This window comes from Gilliamella sp. X-57 (genome assembly GCF_057063565.1).
Genome location: NZ_JBXSQI010000031.1, coordinates 1 through 18,897 on the forward strand (window position 1 = coordinate 1; position 18,897 = coordinate 18,897).

Annotated in this window: 21 protein-coding genes; 12 read left to right on the forward strand and 9 right to left on the reverse strand. The window is 33.6% G+C overall.

The annotated features are described in order from the left end of the window. Nucleotides 1-181, reverse strand: a 181-nt coding sequence (locus ACYIAL_RS11905) for a transposase (protein WP_255306853.1), incomplete at its 3' end; no start/stop codon positions are given. 76 nt (nucleotides 182-257) lie between these two features. On the opposite strand from ACYIAL_RS11905, the gene ACYIAL_RS11910 reads away from it, so the two are divergent. The 6 genes from ACYIAL_RS11910 (at nucleotide 258) to ACYIAL_RS11935 (ending at nucleotide 3,512) form a co-directional block, all read left to right on the forward strand. Next, on the forward strand, nucleotides 258-530 hold the full coding sequence (locus ACYIAL_RS11910; RefSeq protein ID WP_483751798.1) for an immunity protein TriTu family protein: 273 nt from the start codon (nucleotides 258-260) through the stop codon (nucleotides 528-530). A gap of 261 nt (nucleotides 531-791) precedes the next feature. Further along, the gene (locus ACYIAL_RS11915) at nucleotides 792-1,184 is read left to right on the forward strand and encodes a hypothetical protein (RefSeq protein WP_483751808.1); all 393 of its coding nucleotides are present in this window, start codon (nucleotides 792-794) and stop codon (nucleotides 1,182-1,184) included. Nucleotides 1,185-1,263: 79 nt separating this feature from the next. Further along, nucleotides 1,264-1,716: a hypothetical protein gene (locus ACYIAL_RS11920; protein ID WP_483751799.1), complete on the forward strand. Its 453-nt coding sequence runs from the start codon at nucleotides 1,264-1,266 to the stop codon at nucleotides 1,714-1,716. Between the two features lie 120 nt (nucleotides 1,717-1,836). After that, on the forward strand, nucleotides 1,837-2,202 hold the full coding sequence (locus ACYIAL_RS11925) for a hypothetical protein (protein ID WP_483751800.1): 366 nt from the start codon (nucleotides 1,837-1,839) through the stop codon (nucleotides 2,200-2,202). A 261-nt stretch (nucleotides 2,203-2,463) separates the two neighbouring features. Then, a complete protein-coding gene (locus ACYIAL_RS11930) occupies nucleotides 2,464-2,829 on the forward strand; it encodes a hypothetical protein (protein WP_483751801.1) in 366 nt (121 codons plus the stop codon). A gap of 68 nt (nucleotides 2,830-2,897) precedes the next feature. Beyond that, nucleotides 2,898-3,512, forward strand: coding sequence for a hypothetical protein (locus tag ACYIAL_RS11935; RefSeq protein ID WP_141673026.1), 615 nt, complete (start codon nucleotides 2,898-2,900; stop codon nucleotides 3,510-3,512). A gap of 674 nt (nucleotides 3,513-4,186) precedes the next feature. Here ACYIAL_RS11935 and ACYIAL_RS11940 read toward each other — a convergent pair. The 4 genes from ACYIAL_RS11940 to ACYIAL_RS11955 form a co-directional block, all read right to left on the reverse strand. Next, nucleotides 4,187-4,540 carry a hypothetical protein gene (locus ACYIAL_RS11940; RefSeq protein ID WP_483751802.1) on the reverse strand — a complete coding sequence of 118 codons (354 nt, stop codon included), beginning with the start codon at nucleotides 4,538-4,540 and terminating at the stop codon, nucleotides 4,187-4,189. Nucleotides 4,541-4,691: 151 nt separating this feature from the next. Further along, nucleotides 4,692-5,108, reverse strand: coding sequence for a hypothetical protein (locus tag ACYIAL_RS11945; RefSeq protein ID WP_065637487.1), 417 nt, complete (start codon nucleotides 5,106-5,108; stop codon nucleotides 4,692-4,694). Between the two features lie 203 nt (nucleotides 5,109-5,311). After that, nucleotides 5,312-6,076, reverse strand: a complete 765-nt coding sequence (gene aroD, locus ACYIAL_RS11950; protein ID WP_174797760.1) for a type I 3-dehydroquinate dehydratase — start codon at nucleotides 6,074-6,076, stop codon at nucleotides 5,312-5,314. Between the two features lie 113 nt (nucleotides 6,077-6,189). After that, complete coding sequence (locus ACYIAL_RS11955; protein WP_483751803.1) at nucleotides 6,190-7,062, reverse strand: shikimate dehydrogenase; 873 nt, start codon at nucleotides 7,060-7,062, stop codon at nucleotides 6,190-6,192. Nucleotides 7,063-7,236: 174 nt separating this feature from the next. On the opposite strand from ACYIAL_RS11955, the gene ACYIAL_RS11960 reads away from it, so the two are divergent. The 4 genes from ACYIAL_RS11960 (at nucleotide 7,237) to radA (ending at nucleotide 12,486) form a co-directional block, all read left to right on the forward strand. Next, complete coding sequence (locus ACYIAL_RS11960; protein ID WP_174797758.1) at nucleotides 7,237-8,580, forward strand: Na+/H+ antiporter family protein; 1,344 nt, start codon at nucleotides 7,237-7,239, stop codon at nucleotides 8,578-8,580. Nucleotides 8,581-8,613: 33 nt separating this feature from the next. Then, on the forward strand, nucleotides 8,614-9,903 hold the full coding sequence (rsmB, locus tag ACYIAL_RS11965) for a 16S rRNA (cytosine(967)-C(5))-methyltransferase RsmB (protein ID WP_483751804.1): 1,290 nt from the start codon (nucleotides 8,614-8,616) through the stop codon (nucleotides 9,901-9,903). Nucleotides 9,904-10,122: 219 nt separating this feature from the next. Further along, nucleotides 10,123-11,097 carry a phosphoserine phosphatase gene (serB, locus tag ACYIAL_RS11970; protein WP_483751805.1) on the forward strand — a complete coding sequence of 325 codons (975 nt, stop codon included), beginning with the start codon at nucleotides 10,123-10,125 and terminating at the stop codon, nucleotides 11,095-11,097. 9 nt (nucleotides 11,098-11,106) lie between these two features. Beyond that, nucleotides 11,107-12,486: a DNA repair protein RadA gene (gene radA, locus ACYIAL_RS11975; protein ID WP_483751806.1), complete on the forward strand. Its 1,380-nt coding sequence runs from the start codon at nucleotides 11,107-11,109 to the stop codon at nucleotides 12,484-12,486. Nucleotides 12,487-12,585: 99 nt separating this feature from the next. On the opposite strand, the gene ppnN is transcribed toward radA, so the two are convergent. Further along, on the reverse strand, nucleotides 12,586-13,962 hold the full coding sequence (ppnN, locus tag ACYIAL_RS11980; protein WP_483748521.1) for a nucleotide 5'-monophosphate nucleosidase PpnN: 1,377 nt from the start codon (nucleotides 13,960-13,962) through the stop codon (nucleotides 12,586-12,588). A 228-nt stretch (nucleotides 13,963-14,190) separates the two neighbouring features. On the opposite strand from ppnN, the gene ACYIAL_RS11985 reads away from it, so the two are divergent. Together ACYIAL_RS11985 and ACYIAL_RS11990 are read left to right on the forward strand one after the other, a co-directional pair. Then, nucleotides 14,191-14,988, forward strand: coding sequence for a hypothetical protein (locus ACYIAL_RS11985; protein WP_174797753.1), 798 nt, complete (start codon nucleotides 14,191-14,193; stop codon nucleotides 14,986-14,988). 37 nt (nucleotides 14,989-15,025) lie between these two features. Then, nucleotides 15,026-16,012, forward strand: a complete 987-nt coding sequence (locus tag ACYIAL_RS11990; RefSeq protein WP_174797752.1) for a putative type VI secretion system effector — start codon at nucleotides 15,026-15,028, stop codon at nucleotides 16,010-16,012. 335 nt (nucleotides 16,013-16,347) lie between these two features. Here the strand turns inward: ACYIAL_RS11990 and ACYIAL_RS11995 are convergent, their stop codons facing one another. The 3 genes from ACYIAL_RS11995 to ACYIAL_RS12005 form a co-directional block, all read right to left on the reverse strand. Further along, nucleotides 16,348-16,845 (reverse strand): hypothetical protein, encoded by a 498-nt coding sequence (locus tag ACYIAL_RS11995; protein WP_174797751.1) that lies wholly within the window; start codon nucleotides 16,843-16,845, stop codon nucleotides 16,348-16,350. Between the two features lie 440 nt (nucleotides 16,846-17,285). Beyond that, nucleotides 17,286-18,248, reverse strand: a complete 963-nt coding sequence (locus tag ACYIAL_RS12000; RefSeq protein ID WP_483751807.1) for an aldo/keto reductase — start codon at nucleotides 18,246-18,248, stop codon at nucleotides 17,286-17,288. A gap of 437 nt (nucleotides 18,249-18,685) precedes the next feature. Continuing rightward, nucleotides 18,686-18,897 (reverse strand): EF-Tu C-terminal domain-related protein (locus ACYIAL_RS12005; protein WP_483751097.1); only part of this gene is annotated, 212 nt, incomplete at its 5' end.

Genomic DNA, 18,897 nt, shown 5'->3' on the forward strand with positions numbered 1-18,897 from the left:
TTTCGGCCTCCAGCTCCTTTAAGCGTTTGATGTCCGAAGTTTCCATTCCGCCGTATTTTTCCCGCCATTTATAGAAAGTTGAATTACCCATGCCATATTTACGACAGAGCTCCTTGACAGGAATACCCGCTTCAGCTTCTTTTAAAATAGCGACGATTTGATGTTCAGTCATTTTTTTCATAATTAAATCCCCTTTACTTTTATCATAGAGAATTTTCTACTTTTTTGCTGTACTATTTTAGGGGATAGTTACAAAAATGTTAAATAAATTTAAATTTTGGATATCCAAAAATACTAACTACTCTTGTGTTTATCATAAAAATGATTTATCAGAAAGTATCGTTATCGATTTTGAAAATGATATTTATATTGCTCGATTTACTGTTTGGGATGATCTAAGTTGCATGTCAGAAATAATAAATTTAAATACTGATCAATATAAAATTAATAAAAGAGAAGAATTTACTTCACTTGATGAATTGCTATCTATATTTAGAATTTTTTCAGATTATTTAAATATAAAAAATTAAAATAAAAAATATATTTTTACACATTTATATTATTAAAGATTTTATTGGATATCATGAACCATTGAAAAAATAGATTGATGTAGAAGAAGCTATTGATAAACTAATTTCGTCTGAATTAGATTGCAGACAAGAAATTATAAATAAATGCCTAGACTTAGGTATAACAAAAGATAATGCTTTAAACAAAACAAAAAAATTTGAAAATATCGTAGAACTATGACTAAAGATGACGCATTAAATTTCTTATCAAGACATCAGCCTATGCCTTCTGATAAAGATCTAACTCAAGATATCATTGATAAATATGATGACGTAAGAAAATTTTTTATTAAAAATCCAGATAAAAGGGCAATTGAGTTATTTTTAAGATCTTTTGGTGAGGGTGATGGATGGGGTGTATATCAGCTAGTAGAGGATTTTTTTTATCAATGCGATGATATTGATGTTAAAAAAGAGATCAAAAAAGTTCTTGAAGATACAACAATACCCGACAATATTAGGTATTGGGCTACACAAATAGCCACAGCTTTTAGTGATGAAATATTAAGAGATGGACTTCAAATATCTTTGTTATCTAAAAATATCGATATAAGAGATGTCGCTAAGATAGCAATTAATCAATTAGATGAATGTCAAAAAAATCAAACTAATTAGCTTTGTAAATGGAAGCATAAAGCAATCCATATAAACACACTAGTCATAATGTTATAAATATAGTAAGGGATGTAGATAAATGGTAAATATTAATGAAATTCGAGATTTTATAAATAGCCCATTATATAAAACGGCATTAGATAAATTGGAGAAAAAATATAAAATTACAACAAACGGAAAAGAGTTACCATCGGTATTGTTTGAATATGATGCAAATAAAATAAATTTGTCTGGTGCCACTTTATCTGATTTAGAAAACATATTGTCGAATAGTCTTGCTTCTTTTTTGAAATATATAGCGATTAAGTTAATCGTCCTTCTTGATGAACCAGATGAACAAGAAGGGAATGATGAAAAGGATGTCACTATTGCAGTTGATGCGCCCTATGAAGATTTTCTTATTATTCATTTATTAGAATATTATTTACTTACTAACGATGTTGATAACCTGATTAATTATCTAAAAAAAATAAAAATACCTTATAGTAAGAAATATTGTGGACAGTTAAAGAAAATATATGCATTACTTTAATAAAAAAATCGGCAAGATTTACAATCTTTAGCGATAAAAAAAGTGAATGAACTTATATATAGGCTTATTATCATTCATACGTAACTAATATTAAACTGGGCTTGTGAGATGGAGAGTTAGATGAATATACATAAAAGATGGTTAACTTTTGTATTAGTTGATAATAATAATTCATTTAAAGAAATGCTGACTAAGATAGAACAAGCATTTAAATGTAAATTATCCTGTAAAGATGAAAAAGGTCGTTATATTGCTAGAGCTGAATTGGATAATTTTAATATTGCTGTTATTGACAAAATTGATAGGCTTAGTGAATTATTATGCGATGAACATTATACAATTAAAATAACAATAACCTCTGATGAATACTTTAATTCTAAATTTGAAAGTTATATAAAAGAAATCCTAACAAATAATTTCATACAATGGGAACGGTCAATTTGGGCGCCTTTCGAAGTTACTCCACTGAGTGAGCGAAATAATTAATTTAGTTGACAAAGATCGTAAAAAAGGAAGGCAACGTGTAATACTTAGTACTTATGATCATATTTTTGATGTAATAGGTAGATATGAAATTAAATATTACTAAAAATAAAATCATAGAAGCTGGTTCTATAATTAAATGTATGTAGGATAAAGAGCTACGACAATGCTAATAGTAATTAAGTTAATAAAGGTTTAATGTCAACAATGGCGGGATGGGTATGGGCTCTAATATTAAACTGGGCTTGTAAGATGGAGAGTTAGATGAATATACATAAAAGATGGTTAACTTTTGTATTAGTTGATAATAATAATTCATTTAAAGAAATGCTGGCTAAGATAAAACAAGCATTTCAATGTAAATTATCCTGTAAAGATGAAAAAGGTCGTTATATTGCTAGAGCTGAATTGGATAATTTTAGTATTGCTGTTATTGACAAAATTGATAGGCTTAGTGAATTATTATGCGATGAACATTATACCTTTGAAATAACAATAATTTCTGATAAATACTTTAATTCTAAATTTGAAAGTTATATAAAAGAAATCCTAACTAATAATTTCATACAATGGGAACGGCCAATTTGGGCGCCTTTCGAAGTTACTCCACTGAGTGAGCGAAATAATTAAATACTCCCTAAAGGAAATATCATGAGTGTGAAAAATAATGGTAAGTTTACTGGTATAGGTGCATGCTAGTGACGCAATTAGAAAAAAATCTTGATCTTTTAAAGATTCTTACTTACAAAATTAAAACTTGGGATAGAGGAAATGATTATATAGCGCTATCAAAGCTGATATCTGATTTAGAAAAACTTACTAGAAAAGAATACTCTTTGTATTATAAAAAGTTTTTTACTGATATCTCATTAGCTGAACAATTAATCCAATTGTATAAAAATGAAAATTTAAACAAAGAAACCATTATAAATATAGTATCTTGTATAGGTAATATGATAGAACGATATAGCCTGCCTCCTTTAAATGATTTTTTTGATTTTTTCAATGAATTAAAAACTATTAAGAAAATTGATTACTATGTTTCTTTATTTATTACTGAATTTCCTCAGTTTTATAAGGACAACAAAAAATGGGATTACCTATTATCAATTCTAAATATAAGTCCTAAAGCGAAATCAGAAAGAAATTTTTACATTGAAATAAAAAAGATTTTAAATCGTAATGAATCCATTCCAAATAACTATATAGATCTATTTATCGCTTCTTTTGAAGAAATGTATAATAAAGCTAAAAATGATTTTTATAAAAATGATTATAAAGAAATAATTTTGAAGCTAAGCAAGTTAAAATAAATTTTTTAAAATAGAATATACAGTTTTTGGATTGTGTAACTATAATGATTAATTTAATAATTACTTCTGATACTATTCGTGTATCAAAAAGTAAAATATCAACTCAAGTATTTTCGGAAATATATTTTCAAATCGGAGATATTTGCTTTCCAGACGAAAAATGGGACGATTTCACAGTAATTATATTAAACTGGTGGTTAAAAGAAGCTCATAAAATTCAACAAAAGAACATAGTCCATTTTATCTTTATGGATGGACCATTCTATTTTGAGTTTTTTTAGTTAATAAAATTTGTAGTATCAGATTTATAAATAATAGGTATGATAAACACGAAATAGTATATAGCGGTGCAATAGCTCCAATCATTTGTTTAAACTATTAATGAAAAATGCAAATTTATTAATTCGTAACTTACCTCGTGAAGCAGAAGAATTAAGAGACGTAAAAGAGTTAAAAGAAAATTTGAAATTAATACAAAATGAGAGTAAATATTTTCGAGATTGGATTTATTGATACAAATATTTTAGTATGATGTATTTTTATACCGAGTAAATAATTTAAACCTTAAGTGGCAATATGTATGATGAATATATCTATCACACCAAGAATTGGAATTTGAATGAGTAAATTAAACATATTCCAGCTAACTTTAAATAAAAGTTATTATAGATACATCAATTCTTCCATTTTTGACCTCTAACATAAGCTATTAGTTCATTTTTATTGTGTGGCTCATCAGGAATTTTCAAAAATGAATCATAGCTACAATAACCAATAATCGATGATTCTATATCCGCTAAATAATCAAAAGCAGCTTCAGGTATATCATCATAATCCGAATCAGATAAGTTATCTTTTATATATACAAAAGCAAAGTTATATATTCTGTGCCTATCCCATTTAGAACGTACTAATTGCTCAAAGAATAAATTCATTAACCGCTGTGAATTATCATTTATATCCCATAAGCGCATTATTTTTTTTAAATCTGCAAATGCCTTTTTTTCATCAATGAAATCGAAATACATATTGACAAATAGCTCCACGAAGAATGTAACGTTTGAGACTGACCTAATAAACATCAGTAGCAAAAGCCTGTTGTTATTTCTTAAGGTGCCGTATATCTTTCCCCTTTGGCAGACTCAGTTTTAGTGGGTAAATACGTTATCCTGATTTTGTTTAGATTTTTATTCCTTTATATACATAAATAGGTTTCATTGTTCCTCTTTCGCCATTTTCGCCAAGACAAAAGGTAAAATCTTTATTAACAAAATAAGTAGCCGGAAATAAACCATCACGTCTATTTTCAAGATAAGATAAAAAATTTTTTAAAGAAGATAAATATAGCTGCATATTCTTTCCTTTTCCATCAACTAGTATATAACCCTGTATATTTATATCCATATCAAGATGGCGAATATCCATTGCTCCTTGGGGCGCCATGTATTGATTCCACAACGGACCATGGGTTTGCATATCTTGTTTTATAAAAGGCTTTCTAAAATTATGAATAATCGCTTTTCTAATTTCAACTGCCTTATTGTTCTCAATTTCAATATCAAAAAACTTGGTATATGTCGAAAATAATATGTTCATATGTTAATGCCATATGTCAAAAATACGTGTCTGTCTGCAATTATATCTTTTTATTCGTTGAAGCTCATCAAATGGGACTGTACCTATGATAACCATAGCTATGGTATTCAAATTCGATATAAAATACCTTCTAGTGTGTTGCAATGCGTTCGTTTATTGTAAAAGTAGAAGATCAACAGCCCGTAACCTAGTGATTTAAGCGATTAACTGTGGCTTTGATATAATGCGTCTAAAATATATCGTAATTGTTTGACATCTAATTGACCGGGTGCTGATGCATTTTTAGCAGCACCAAAGGTCATTGCTGAGCCAAATGTTGAACCTGCTATACGGCTAACAGCACCAAGACCGGCCATCGACATGGTAATAATGGGTTTTGTGGCGTATTTTTCGTTCATTTCAGTTGTTGCAGCAAGCAAGGTTAACACATCATTAGTTGTTTGTGGCATGACGGCAATTTTAGGTATATCGGCACCAAGGTCTTGCATCTTTCTTAATCGATAGATGATATCGCTTTTAGCGGGTGTTTTTTCAAAATCATGGTTTGATGCAACAACAAATACTTGGTTTTTGTGTGCAACAGTAATCATATCTTTTACGTAATCATCGCCAATAAATAATTCGACATCAATCAAATCGACAAGTCCACTACAAGCCATTTCTTTGTTTAATTCAATATATGATGTTAATGGCCATGGTTTGACACCACCTTCATTTGCGGTTCTAAAGGTGAATAAAAGAGGTTTATTCGGTAATAAATCGCCTATTGTCTTTGCCATCTCTTTTACTGCATTGATATTATCAACGTTCGTAAAGTGATCAACACGCCACTCTAAAACATCAAAATCAATAGATTGTAAAAACTTAACTTCATCAATTAATTCCGCTTTAGTTTTACCGACAATTGGCACAATAATTTTGGGCGCGCCCAAACCGATCTTAAGTTGTTTGATAGTGACTGTTTTCATTTTATATCCTGTTAATCGTCGATGCGTTTATTATAGGGTTTTATTTTATGGGTTATATCAAATAAAACAAAAGAGTAAAAAAAGTTGATGTAATGTAATAACACTTAGTTCAACTAATCATTAAAGCCCATTTGTTCTTTCACATATTCAATAGGGGCATCTTCACCTGTCCAAATTTTTATTTGCGCAGCGCCTTGCCATAACATCATACCTATACCATTTAATGTTTTACAGCCTTGTTGTTCAGCTATTTCGAGTAGTTTTGTTTTACGTGGACTGTAAATACAGTCTGTAACAACAAGATCAGGATTTAACATTGTTGGATCAGTAATTAAGCTTTGTCCTTCTAATGGTTTCATCCCGACACCTGTTGCATTACAAAGAACCGCACTCGTTGCAATTTCTTGGCGTAGCTGATCTTTATCTGCCAGATCGATAACACGCACATGACATTGGGTATTTTGATTCAATTTTTTTGCAACCGCTTCGATCTTGGCATAGCACTCATCTTTTTGGTTAAAGATGGTGATCTGTTTTACACCATCAAGTGCAGCTTGTACCACAATAGCTGTCGCAGCGCCACCCGCACCAAGGATAGTTATTTTTTTTCCTATCACATTAATGTTGGCTTCTTTAAGCATACGCATATAACCCATTCCGTCAGTGTTATAACCAGTTAAAACCCCATTATCATTTGAAATAGTGTTACATGCTCCACTCAATTCGACAGCTGGTGTTAGCTTATCAAGATATTGGCAGACAAGCTGTTTATTAGGCATAGATATCGCACTACCACGTAAACCCAATGCCCGAATTCCTTTAATTGCATCAGGCAGTTTTTCTTGATCAACTTCAAATGCTAAATAAACATAGGGTACATTCAGTTTAGCATAAATGGTATTTTGCATTTGAGGGGATAAACTATGGCGAATAGGGTAAGCCATTAAACCAATTAATAAAAAATGTCCGTCTATATTATTTCTCATTCACCGCACTCCACAATAGCCTTATTTGCCTATAAGGCTTTCTATTTTTAATATTCTTTAGCAACACGCGTTTAGTTTTGTATATTAAAAAGAAGTGAGTATACACTATTGATTGCACTTTCAATATCTATCACCTAAAATAATAAGCTTTGCTTCTCAACTAAGAATCTATTTATGAATACAGTGCTTGATTTGTTCTCGTCAATAAATGCAGTTGTGGTTGCGGTAATTTGTATGTTAATTTTGTCCCTTTGCCGTGTTCATGTCGTTATTAGCTTAATTATTGGTGCATTTGTTGGTGGGCTATTTAGCCATTTATCGTTGAAAGAAACCATTGATGCATTCAATACTGGGATCAGCAATGGGGCAAATATTGCGCTTTCTTATGCGATGTTAGGTGCATTTGCAGTGGCAATATCAAAATCGGGCTTACCTGAATTATTGGCAGATAAAGCGATCAAGCAGCTTACCTCAAGCGATGCGAAAAAACGTATTAAATGGGTTTTGATAGTCATTATTGCGTTAGTTAGTATTTCCTCACAAAATGTTATTCCTATTCATATTGCCTTTATTCCACTTTTAATTCCGCCACTTTTATATGTGATGTCGCGATTACAGCTCGATAGAAGGATGATTGCTTGTATTATGACATTTGGGCTAATTACACCTTATATGTTTTTACCGGTGGGATTTGGGAATATCTTTTTAAATCAAATATTATTAAAAAATATTACTGCATCTGGCATGGATGTTAGCCATGTTAATGTGATGCATGCAATGGCGATTCCAGCGTTAGGTATGTTTATGGGTTTATTATGGGCTATTTTCGTCAGTTATCGTAAGCCCCGAGAATATAAAATTATTCGAGGCGAGGCGAATTTAGATGCGTTAAACAATGTGAATAAACGCTCACTAATTATTTCATTATTAGCCATTGTTCTCTCCTTTACTGTTCAACTTTATACAGGGTCAATGATTTTAGGCGCTTTAATTGGTTTTATTTGTTTTATTGTATCGGGTTCGATTAAATGGGGCGAAGCGGATGGCGTTTTTACTGATGGTATCAAAATGATGGCAATGATCGGTTTTGTGATGATTTCAGCACAAGGTTTTGCCGAAGTATTAAAACAGACTCATGAAATCGAACCACTTGTGATTCATAGCGCGACTTTATTTGCCGGCAATAAAGTAATTGCTGCTTTTGTTATGATGTTGATTGGGCTGATTATTACCTTAGGTATTGGCTCGTCATTTTCGACAGTTCCTATCATTGCTGCAGTTTATGTGCCTCTTTGTGTACAGCTTGGTTTTTCGCCAATTGCAACCGTATGTTTAATTGGCGCATCTGGTGCAATCGGTGATGCAGGATCGCCACCATCAGATACCATTTTAGCCACTTCTTCAGGGCTAAATCATGATGGGCAACATGACCATATTCGCGATAGCGTTATCCCAACATTTACCCATTTTAATATTCCGTTATTTATTGCCGGTTGGGTTGGATCATTAATTTTATAATCAGCATATTGTTGAATTTAGGTCACTATCATTATGAATAATCGATCACATCAAAATATTCGAGCTATTTGTGCACAAACTATTTTTAATGTGCTAGAAGAAGGTCAATCATTAAGCGCTACATTGATAACTTTAAATCATAAAATAGCCGATAAAGATAAAGCGTTGGTGCAAGAGATCTGTTTTGGTGTAATGCGAGTATTGCCAGAACTTAATTTTTATATTCACACCTTAATGAGTAAAGTGTTAACCGGTAAAAATAGAATTTTGCACTATCTATTGTTAGTGGGAATTTACCAGATTCTTTATACCCGAATTCCAGAACATGCCGCAGTTGGCGAAACAGTGAATGCTGTTAACACACTGAAAAAGACACAACTTAAGGGGGTAATCAATGGCGTATTACGCGAATTTTTACGCCAGCAAACCTCATTACAACAAAAATTTACGCAAGATAACAAACAACAAAACCAGCAATCATTACACCCAAGTTGGCTGTTAGCTCGCCTTAAACAAGCCTATCCACAGCAGTGGCAGGCTATTGTCAATGCTAATAATCAAAAGCCACCAATGTGGTTACGGGTTAATCTTAATCGATATACAGTCACTGAGTACCAACAATTACTTGCTGAGCAACAAATTGAGTCTGACACCTTTGCTGAGCTACCTAGTGCACTGCGATTATTCTCGCCTGTGAATGTGACTAAATTACCATATTTTGATAATGGTGCTGTTACGGTACAAGATCTGTCTGCTCAATATGCAGCTTATTTGTTAGCACCACAAAATGGCGAGTATATTTTGGATATGTGCGCAGCACCTGGTGGTAAAACCACACATATTTTAGAAGTTGCCCCAAAAGCACAAGTTTTAGCCGTTGATGTTGATCCTAGCCGAGTTAAGCGCATTCACGAAAACTTAACACGCTTAAACCTACATGCCGAAGTTAAAGTTGGCGATGGATTAACCCCAGAACAATGGTGTGAAGGACAACAATTTGATCGCATTTTGCTTGATGCCCCTTGCTCGGCAACTGGCGTTATTCGCCGACATCCAGATATAAAATGGCTAAGAAGAGATAGCGATATAGCACAATTAACTGCATTGCAATATGCGATTTTAAATAACATTTGGGCATATTTAAAAACAGGTGGTACTTTGGTGTATGCCACTTGTTCCATTCTACCAGATGAAAATAAATTACAAATAGAGCGTTTTTTACAAGAAAACACCCGCGCTAAATTACAAGGTGATCTTAAACAATTTTTACCTACTGAAAATGGTGGTGATGGCTTTTTCTATGCAGTATTAAAGAAAGTGTAATTAATTTGCTTGTGTTTAATTAAGTAAGTCTATTGTTATTTATCAATTGGTGACTATAAATAGACTAGCTCAAACTATACTTTATTTTGTCAAAAAGTTTCAGGTAACATGGTGTTTTAGTATAAAAGCAAGTAGAAAAATAACGAAAGCCTAACTTGGACAATCTGTAGTAGTTATGGTAAATTTTGGGCTTGTTTTATGTTCTGAAGACTTTCTAATATGGCTTACACGCTCACCTACAATGATTTACCTGAAAATATCCAACATTGGCAAGGATTACCACTTTCATTAAATGGTTGTGAAGTGGTTCCTTTAGATTATAATGCAGGTAAAACAGGTTGGATTATTTATGGTAAAAAATTAAATAAAACAGTCTTATCAAAATTCCAAGATCAACTTGCTATGCCTATGGTGATTGTATCATCATGGAAAATCAAAACCTATCAGATTGTTCGCATTGCCGGTGTCATGCCCAAAAAAGCTAAAAGTATTGCATTAACATTAGGTATCGATGTTTCGCCAATTGACAATTTACCTACACTCCATTCCCCAGGTTTATTGGTAATGGATATGGATTCAACGGCGATTAAGCTAGAATGTATTGATGAATTGGCTAAATTGTATGGTGTCGGGCAGCAAGTTGCGACCTTGACCGAACAAGCGATGCGTGGAGAACTTGACTTCGCAACGAGTTTGCGCAAACGTGTGGCAACGTTAAAAGGTGCACATCAGGATCTTTTACAGCAAGTAAAAGACAACTTACCCCTTACGCCTGGGTTGACCTATTTAGTAAAAGAATTGCACAAAAAAAATTGGCATGTTGCTATTGTGTCGGGTGGTTTTACCTATTTTGCTGATCACTTGAAGCAAAAATTAAAATTAGTTGATGCCTATGCCAATGAGTTAGAAATTAAACATGGCAAGTTAACCGGTAAAGTGAATGGCCAAATTGTTGATGCAAAATATAAAGCAAGGACATTACAACAATTAGCAACAACACTCAATATCCCCATTGAACAAACGGTGGCAATTGGTGATGGAGCCAATGATTTAATGATGATTCGTATAGCGGGTTTAGGCGTTGCCTATCATGGCAAACCCAAAGTGCTTGAAAAGGCAAGAATCAGTATTAATTATGCTGATTTAACGGGTTTATGGTGCATTTTATCAACCAGTTTATTAAGTGAAGGTTAGGAGATTAAATTGGCAAAAGCGGTAAAGCGAGCTTATGTTTGTAATGATTGTGGCGCAGACTATCCGCGTTGGCAAGGGCAATGTAGCTCATGTCATGCTTGGAACACCATTACCGAAGTTAGGCTTGCTAGCGCATCATCGCGTAATGACCGATTAACGGGGTATGCGGGTAGTGGTGCTGGGCAGGCTAAAATTCAAAAATTATCCGAAATCAGTTTAGAGGCACTACCAAGATTTTCAACGGGTTTTTCAGAATTTGATCGTGTGCTTGGTGGTGGCGTCGTACCGGGTAGTGCGATTTTAATTGGGGGAAATCCTGGTGCAGGTAAAAGTACGTTGTTACTGCAAACCATGAGTAAGCTCTCATCACAAATGAATACACTTTATGTTACAGGTGAAGAATCACTTCAACAAGTTGCGATGCGTGCACATCGCTTGGGTTTACCTGCTGATAATATCAATATGCTGTCCGAAACAAGCATTGAGCAAATTTGCCTGCTTGCCGAACAGTCACAACCTAAACTTATGGTAATTGACTCTATTCAAGTGATGCACCTTACTGATATTCAATCTTCCCCCGGTAGTGTTGCACAAGTTCGCGAAACAGCTGCCTATTTAACGCGGTTTGCTAAAACGAAAGGAATTGCCATTATTATGGTTGGGCATGTAACCAAAGATGGTTCACTAGCTGGGCCAAAAGTGCTTGAGCACTGTATTGACTGTTCAATTTTATTAGATGGTGATGCTGATTCTCGTTTTAGAACGCTACGCAGTCATAAAAATCGCTTTGGAGCAGTGAATGAACTGGGCGTGTTTGCTATGACAGAACAAGGTCTAAAAGAGGTTAGTAATCCATCAGCAATTTTTTTAAGCCGTGGTGATGAGATGCTACCAGGTAGTTCGGTTATGGTATTGTGGGAAGGTACCCGACCATTACTGGTTGAAATACAAGCACTTGTCGATCACTCTATGTATGGTAATCCAAGACGTGTAACGGTTGGATTAGATCAAAATCGACTAGCATTATTGCTTGCGGTATTGCACCGGCATGGCGGATTACAAATGGCCGATCAAGATATTTTTGTAAATGTTGTAGGGGGCGTTAAAGTTACTGAAACTAGTGCTGACTTAGCATTGATAGCAGCGCTGGTTTCGAGTTTTCGCAATCGTCCACTACCACAAGATGTTGTTATCTTTGGTGAGATTGGTCTTGGTGGCGAAATTCGACCGGTACCAAGTGGGCAAGAACGGATCTCTGAAGCGGCTAAGCATGGTTTTAAAAAAGCAATTGTGCCTATCGCCAATATGCCAAAGAAGAAACCCGAAAATATGCAGATTTTTGCCGTTAAAAAAGTTTCTGAAGCGTTAGATATTTTAGGTGATTTTTAAAAACTACCTTAACTATCAATTGTTAAAATTACTCCGCCGAGGATTATCGGCGGATAAGATTGGATGTATTTTCGATTAAATTTACGACTAACCTTATTTTTAATAACAAATTTCATAGCAAGGTTGATAAGCACTTCCCCCTGGTAATTTCATTCGGTCTTGTTTAACAAAACTACGCAATAAATTATCAAGTTGCTGCATAATTTCAATATCACCTTGTAATTTATATCGACCATGTTCGCTAATTTGTTTCATACCAAACTCTTTTACGTTACCAGCAACAATACCAGAAAACGCACGGCGCAAATCAGCGGCTAATAGTTCCACTGGTTGATCTCGATGAAGATTTAATGACGCCATATTGGCGTGCGTTGGCTCAAAAGGATGTTGTAGCGATTCATCAATTTTCAGTAGCCAATTAAACCCATAAGCATCGCCGGTTTTTAAGCGTGAAGATTTAACATGTTTAACGCCATCTTTCATAATACGTGCCACTTGTTCGGGCGAGTCGATCACGATTTGGTAAAGCTTGGTTGCCTCATCACCTAATGTGCTACGAATAAAATTATCTATTGATGCAAAATAGTCCTCGCATTCTTTAGGTCCTGTCAAGATAAGAGGAAGTGTTTGATGCTGATTGGCTGGGTTTAATAAAATACCCAGAATATAAAGTAACTCCTCGGCAGTACCTGGTCCACCAGGAAAAATGATAATGCCATGTGCCATGCGCACAAAAGCTTCAAGGCGTTTTTCGATATCAGGCATAATGATTAGTTCATTCACTAGCGCATTAGGCGGTTCCGCTGCAATAATTGATGGTTCGGTCATACCAATAAAGCGGCTGTCTTTATAGCGCTGCTGAGCATGACCAACAGCTGCTCCTTTCATTGGTGCCTCCATCACACCAGGACCACAACCGGTACAAATGTTCAGCTCACGTAAGCCCAATTGCATTCCCACTTGGCGAGCATAATAATATTCGTTTTCGTTAATGGAATGCCCACCCCAGCAGACAACTAAATTGGGTTCTTCCCCCACATGGAGTGCATTGGCATTACGTAAAATTGAAAAAACCAAGTTTGTAATATAAAACGAATGATCTCTTTCAAATTTGATATTAGAGATAAGCTCTTTAACAGCGCTGATTTGACTATTTAAAAAAAGGATATCACGTAATACAGCAAACAAATTGGCTTGGATCGAACGAATAATTCGCCCATCAACAAAAGCGCTTTCTGGTGCATTAACTAATTCTAATTTAACGCCACGCTCTTTACTAATGACATTAATTTCGAAAGACTGGAATCTATCTAATAGATCTTTTGTATTATCAGTCTTAATTCCAGCATTAAGCGTGGCCAATGAACAATTTCTAAACAATTTATAAAGCTCGCTATTGGCTGATTTTTTTAAAATATCGACTTCAGCTTGAGCAAGTAAATCCATGGATCCGAATGGGCTAATATGGGTGATCATTACAACCTCCATTTGTTGTTTTTATCGACAAGGCGACCATTATATACTCAAACTGATTGAATAAGTAAAGTTGATAACTTCAATAACTTCAAAGTTGATTGATATTTTTAATATGATTAGAATTATGTTTTTTTGATAACTTCTCTTGATAGTGGATTAAAAGATAAGATTGATATCTCAAAAATAATATTTAATAATAATCAATGAATTAATTAATGAGAGTGATTTGTGAAGAATGATTTTTGTTTATTAAAAGGAACAGTCAGTTGTTTAACGGTAAGCCAAAATAACCAAGAAACTGACACTAAGCTGACGGCGACGGATCGAATAGAAAAAGATCTTTATGCGGTGTTTTGTTCAATTATAGCATTTATTTGCTTTTTTATTTGTTGCCGCCCACCTTTAAAAGGGCAACACTTTTGTTGCCATATCGGCAATAAAAAAGTAGAGGGAAGACTTAACACGATTGGTTTTAATGATGGCGATTATGTTGAAATGCTTGTTAAGCCACAAAAAAATGATGTTTACCAGCCTTATGCAGTACGAATTCCAAAACAACATGCGATAATTTTCCCGCAAAATATTGGTTTAACAACGTTCGCACTTTTAAAAGTTAGTTTTATTTTGATGACGATATTTGCCGTTGTTATCCTGCTTTTTTTGTTAATTATTGAACTATTTAACGGTTGTTCATTAAATTATATTTTTAACATATTTAAATACAGTTTTTTGGGTTGGATCATTGCAATTATTGCTGCTTTTTTGATGGGTGGAGGAGGATACTCTTTTATTTCCAATCAAATTTATGCCTGTTTGGGGTATGAAAAACCGTGGAAATATGATTCTGAAAAAGAAAAGGAACGCTTTAAAAAATTGTATCGAATCAATGACCCTGAAATATTTAACGATCCACAGACCCCTGACTTTGAAAAGTTAAAAAAATTTAAAGCATTAACAGATTACTACTGTAGAACGCCAACTTTACCTAATTGGGTTAAAGTCATTGATGAACGAAACAAAAAATAACAAATAATTGAACAGATAAATATAAGGAATAAAAAATATGGAACAGAATATAGGCGATAACCATTATTACCAAATTATTACTGGTTATATCACCGATCTGGAGGTCTATGACACGCAAGAAAGTTATCTTAATGCTCGCAAACTAGCTGGACGCCCTGATGTCAATTTACTCACAATAGGGCATTTAGATTTAGTTTCTATGGCTAATAGTATGAAAATAAATGCAGCAAAAATTCAAAACATTGATTACGATACAGCCGATATTGAGCAGTATTTTTGCTGTAAATTAGGTGATAAGGTGATTGAAGGCGCATTTTGTCGAACCTTTTTTAATGAGGGAGACTACGTGGAGGCGGTTGTTGATCCACTAGCTGGTGGAAGCTATTTTGCTTATGCATTACGCCGTCCTGCCGATAAGCTTTTATGGTTACATCCTTATGCAACAGAGGGAACAGAAGCTGGCAATTCAAAACTAAATATACCTATTTTACCGCGCATTTTCTTTATTGGTGCTGGAGGATTGGGGGTATTTACTTTCTTTTATTTTGTAGTAATGGCCTTTTCTAAAAATGATTTTTCGCTACTTCTTATGGCTGCTATGGGATTATTATTTCTTTTACCTGGTTATCTAGTCTTTTCTGCATTAAAAAAATCAAAATCCGGTTCTGCTATTGCTGATAAGATTTTTGCGACTTTGGGGTATAGTAATCCTAAAACGTTTGATATTGAAAAAGAATATAATGTTTTTGTCGACAAATTATTCGATTTATATAAACAATATTGTGAAAATCACAATGGATATTTAGCGACTGATGAAGATACATATAATGAGTTTATTGATCATTATATACATCAGCAATCAGAAGATGATTCTCAGGAAGATATATTACTAAAACAATATTTACGTCAAACCAAAAAAATAGACGGGATTCAATGGGCATTCTTTTATGTTAATACGCCAGCCATCCCTAGCTATATTAACGTTATTCATACCGAAAACCACGATGACAGCCATGGGCAATAATGGTTAGTTGTTGAGTGTTTTATTCAGTTCTGGAAACAAAAACACGGGCAAAATCCCGTGTTTGTCATTAGTTATGTTTGATCTGCTCTATTGGTTCTTAACCAATTTCCTCAATTCGTCTACCCCAGAGCTGATAGCTGTATTCTCATAATATTTTGCCATTTTATCCATCAGCGCTTCCTGACAACCATTCAGATCGGTATAGAAGGAGCGAATCTGTTATTCTTGGTTATCATTTGCGTCTAGTGGTTCATAGCTATCTGGGGCGGTGAAGATAAAGAAATTAATCAAGCTATAATAGTACCTACTACTTAAACTTTATAATTTCTATATTATTATTTTAAATATTTACGATTTTCCATAATATGATTATTATCATTCCATATTCTTAATTCATAAAAATGCTCTGTTGGTAAAATTGAAAACCCAAAAGAGTTATTTATGGCAACTAGCAAACACTCTAGCTTCTTGTTACTATTCTTTACTTTCATATTCCAAAATAATGTTGGATTTTGCTTAATATTATTAATATGCAATTTTAAATAATAATATGTATTACAAGTTATAATTTGGAAAGCTACTAAATCATTATTATTAATACTACTCAAAAAATCACAAAATCGGTTAAATAATAAATTTTCATTTACTGATAAATCAACAAGCTGATATTCAATCTTATCAATAAATTTTGACAAAAAAACATTATAATTATGCGATTGAAACGTTATTGAATCACTATCAATCCGTAATTTATTTGAGATATTTTGAACAATTGCCTTTTTTTCTTTTTCAATAACTGATAATTTCAATTTTTCTTGTAAATATAATGACATTATTTTCTGCCTTTAGCATTTGTAATTCTCTTCATATTTTTAGGAGTATGTACACCATGTTGATTATACTTTACTTTTATTGGAAAGGATCACTTTGCCATAAATACGGCATGATCAATTCAATTTTTTATAAATAGTGACAAAAATACGGCGGTATGCAACACGCAGATATCAAAGGTTTAAAAGAATTCTAAGCGAAACATCGTAAACTTAAACTAGTTTGCTGAACTAAGTTTAAAATAATAGCTTCAGCAAAAAATCATAAAAAGTTGTAGTGCCCATCTATGCAAGTAAAAATTGGGCAGAAGAGCTACAAGCCACTCAATCTATCTACCCAACAAAAATAGCCTCATTTTTGGACAAGTTAATAAATAACATTGATTATATTGTATTTTTATATCTGCTTTTTGCAAAAGCACAACTCACCCCCATCTCACCAATCAAATCGCACCAACAATACGATGTGGCATATATTGATCTTCTAAATATATGATATCTTCTTTCGATAATGAGATCTTCAGTGAGCCAACAGCATCATCTAGATACTTGGTTTTAGTTGCGCCAATAATTGGTGAGGTGATCCCCTTAGCAAATTGCCAAGCTAACGCTATTTGAGTCATTGTTACACCATATTTTTTGGCAAGTTCATTGACTCTTTGCACAATAATAGCATCCATTTTTTGCGTGCTATCATATTTGGCGATAGCAACCTGATCGGTTTTACTGCGTAATGTATTAGCTTGCCATTCTAAACGAGTAAGCCTACCAGCAGCCAGAGGACTATATGGCGTTAAGGAGACGTTAAATTGTTGGCAGATAGGAATTAACTCTCGCTCATCTTCTCGATAAAGTAAGTTATAGTGATTTTGCATCGAAACAAAAGGTGTCCAATCATTTTGTTTAGCCACAAGTTGCATGTTATAAAATTGATAACCATACATAGCGGAAGCGCCTAATGCTCTCACTTTGCCTGCTTTGACAAGATTATGTAATGCCTCCATTGTTTCTTCTATTGGTGTTGTATAATCAAAACGATGAATGATATATAAATCTATATAGTCAGTATCAAGTCGTTTAAGAGAGCCATTAATTTCTCTTTCAATAGCTGCTTTGGAAAGATGTCCCTCATTAAAATAGACTTTAGTTGCAAGGATAACTTTTTCGCGGGCTATGTTTTTTTTAATTGCTCTCCCTAAATATTCTTCGCTTGTACCGGCTGAATAAGTATTTGCTGTATCAATAAAATTAATACCTAAATCTAGCGCATGTTTGATAATTGCTTCACTCTGGTCAGGATTAAGTGTCCATGCATGCATTTTACTGGCAGGATCACCAAAGCTCATACACCCTAAACAAATACGAGATACTTGAATATTAGAATTGCCAAGTTGTAGATATTCCATAAAATCCTCTCTTGCTAATTAATGAATTCGAATAAACTTTATACTTCTAATAAGCCAATAACCCTCTATTGCTGAGTTTATTGTAAACGCTATATTCGTTGAGATAAATAAGGTATTAGTTGATAGTATCATGAATTAAATTCATTGATAGTAAGCTCATGCATAATTTTAAGTTATAAAATTACTTTTAGATTATCAATCAACGTGCTAAATATAAGCATTAGATACTGGAGGAACCATATTAATAAATATTTAATGTAATAGACCTGAAATATAGCATTTCACAATACTTGAGCAAAGCAATATAATTCAGCTAGCTAATTTAGTCTAAAAATAGATGAGATTATTTATGAGAAAATAAAAAAGGCGCACAATGTGCGCCTTTTTTACTGATGATAAAGCGCATCAATAGCTGCGCTTTATGGTAGCAAGTTAAATTACTTAATAACTTTAGCAACAACACCAGCACCAACAGTACGACCACCTTCACGAATCGCAAAACGTAAACCTTCTGCCATCGCAATTGGGTGAATTAATGATACTGTCATTTTGATGTTATCACCAGGCATTACCATTTCTACACCTTCTGGTAATTCGATAGTACCTGTTACGTCAGTTGTACGGAAGTAGAACTGTGGACGGTAACCTT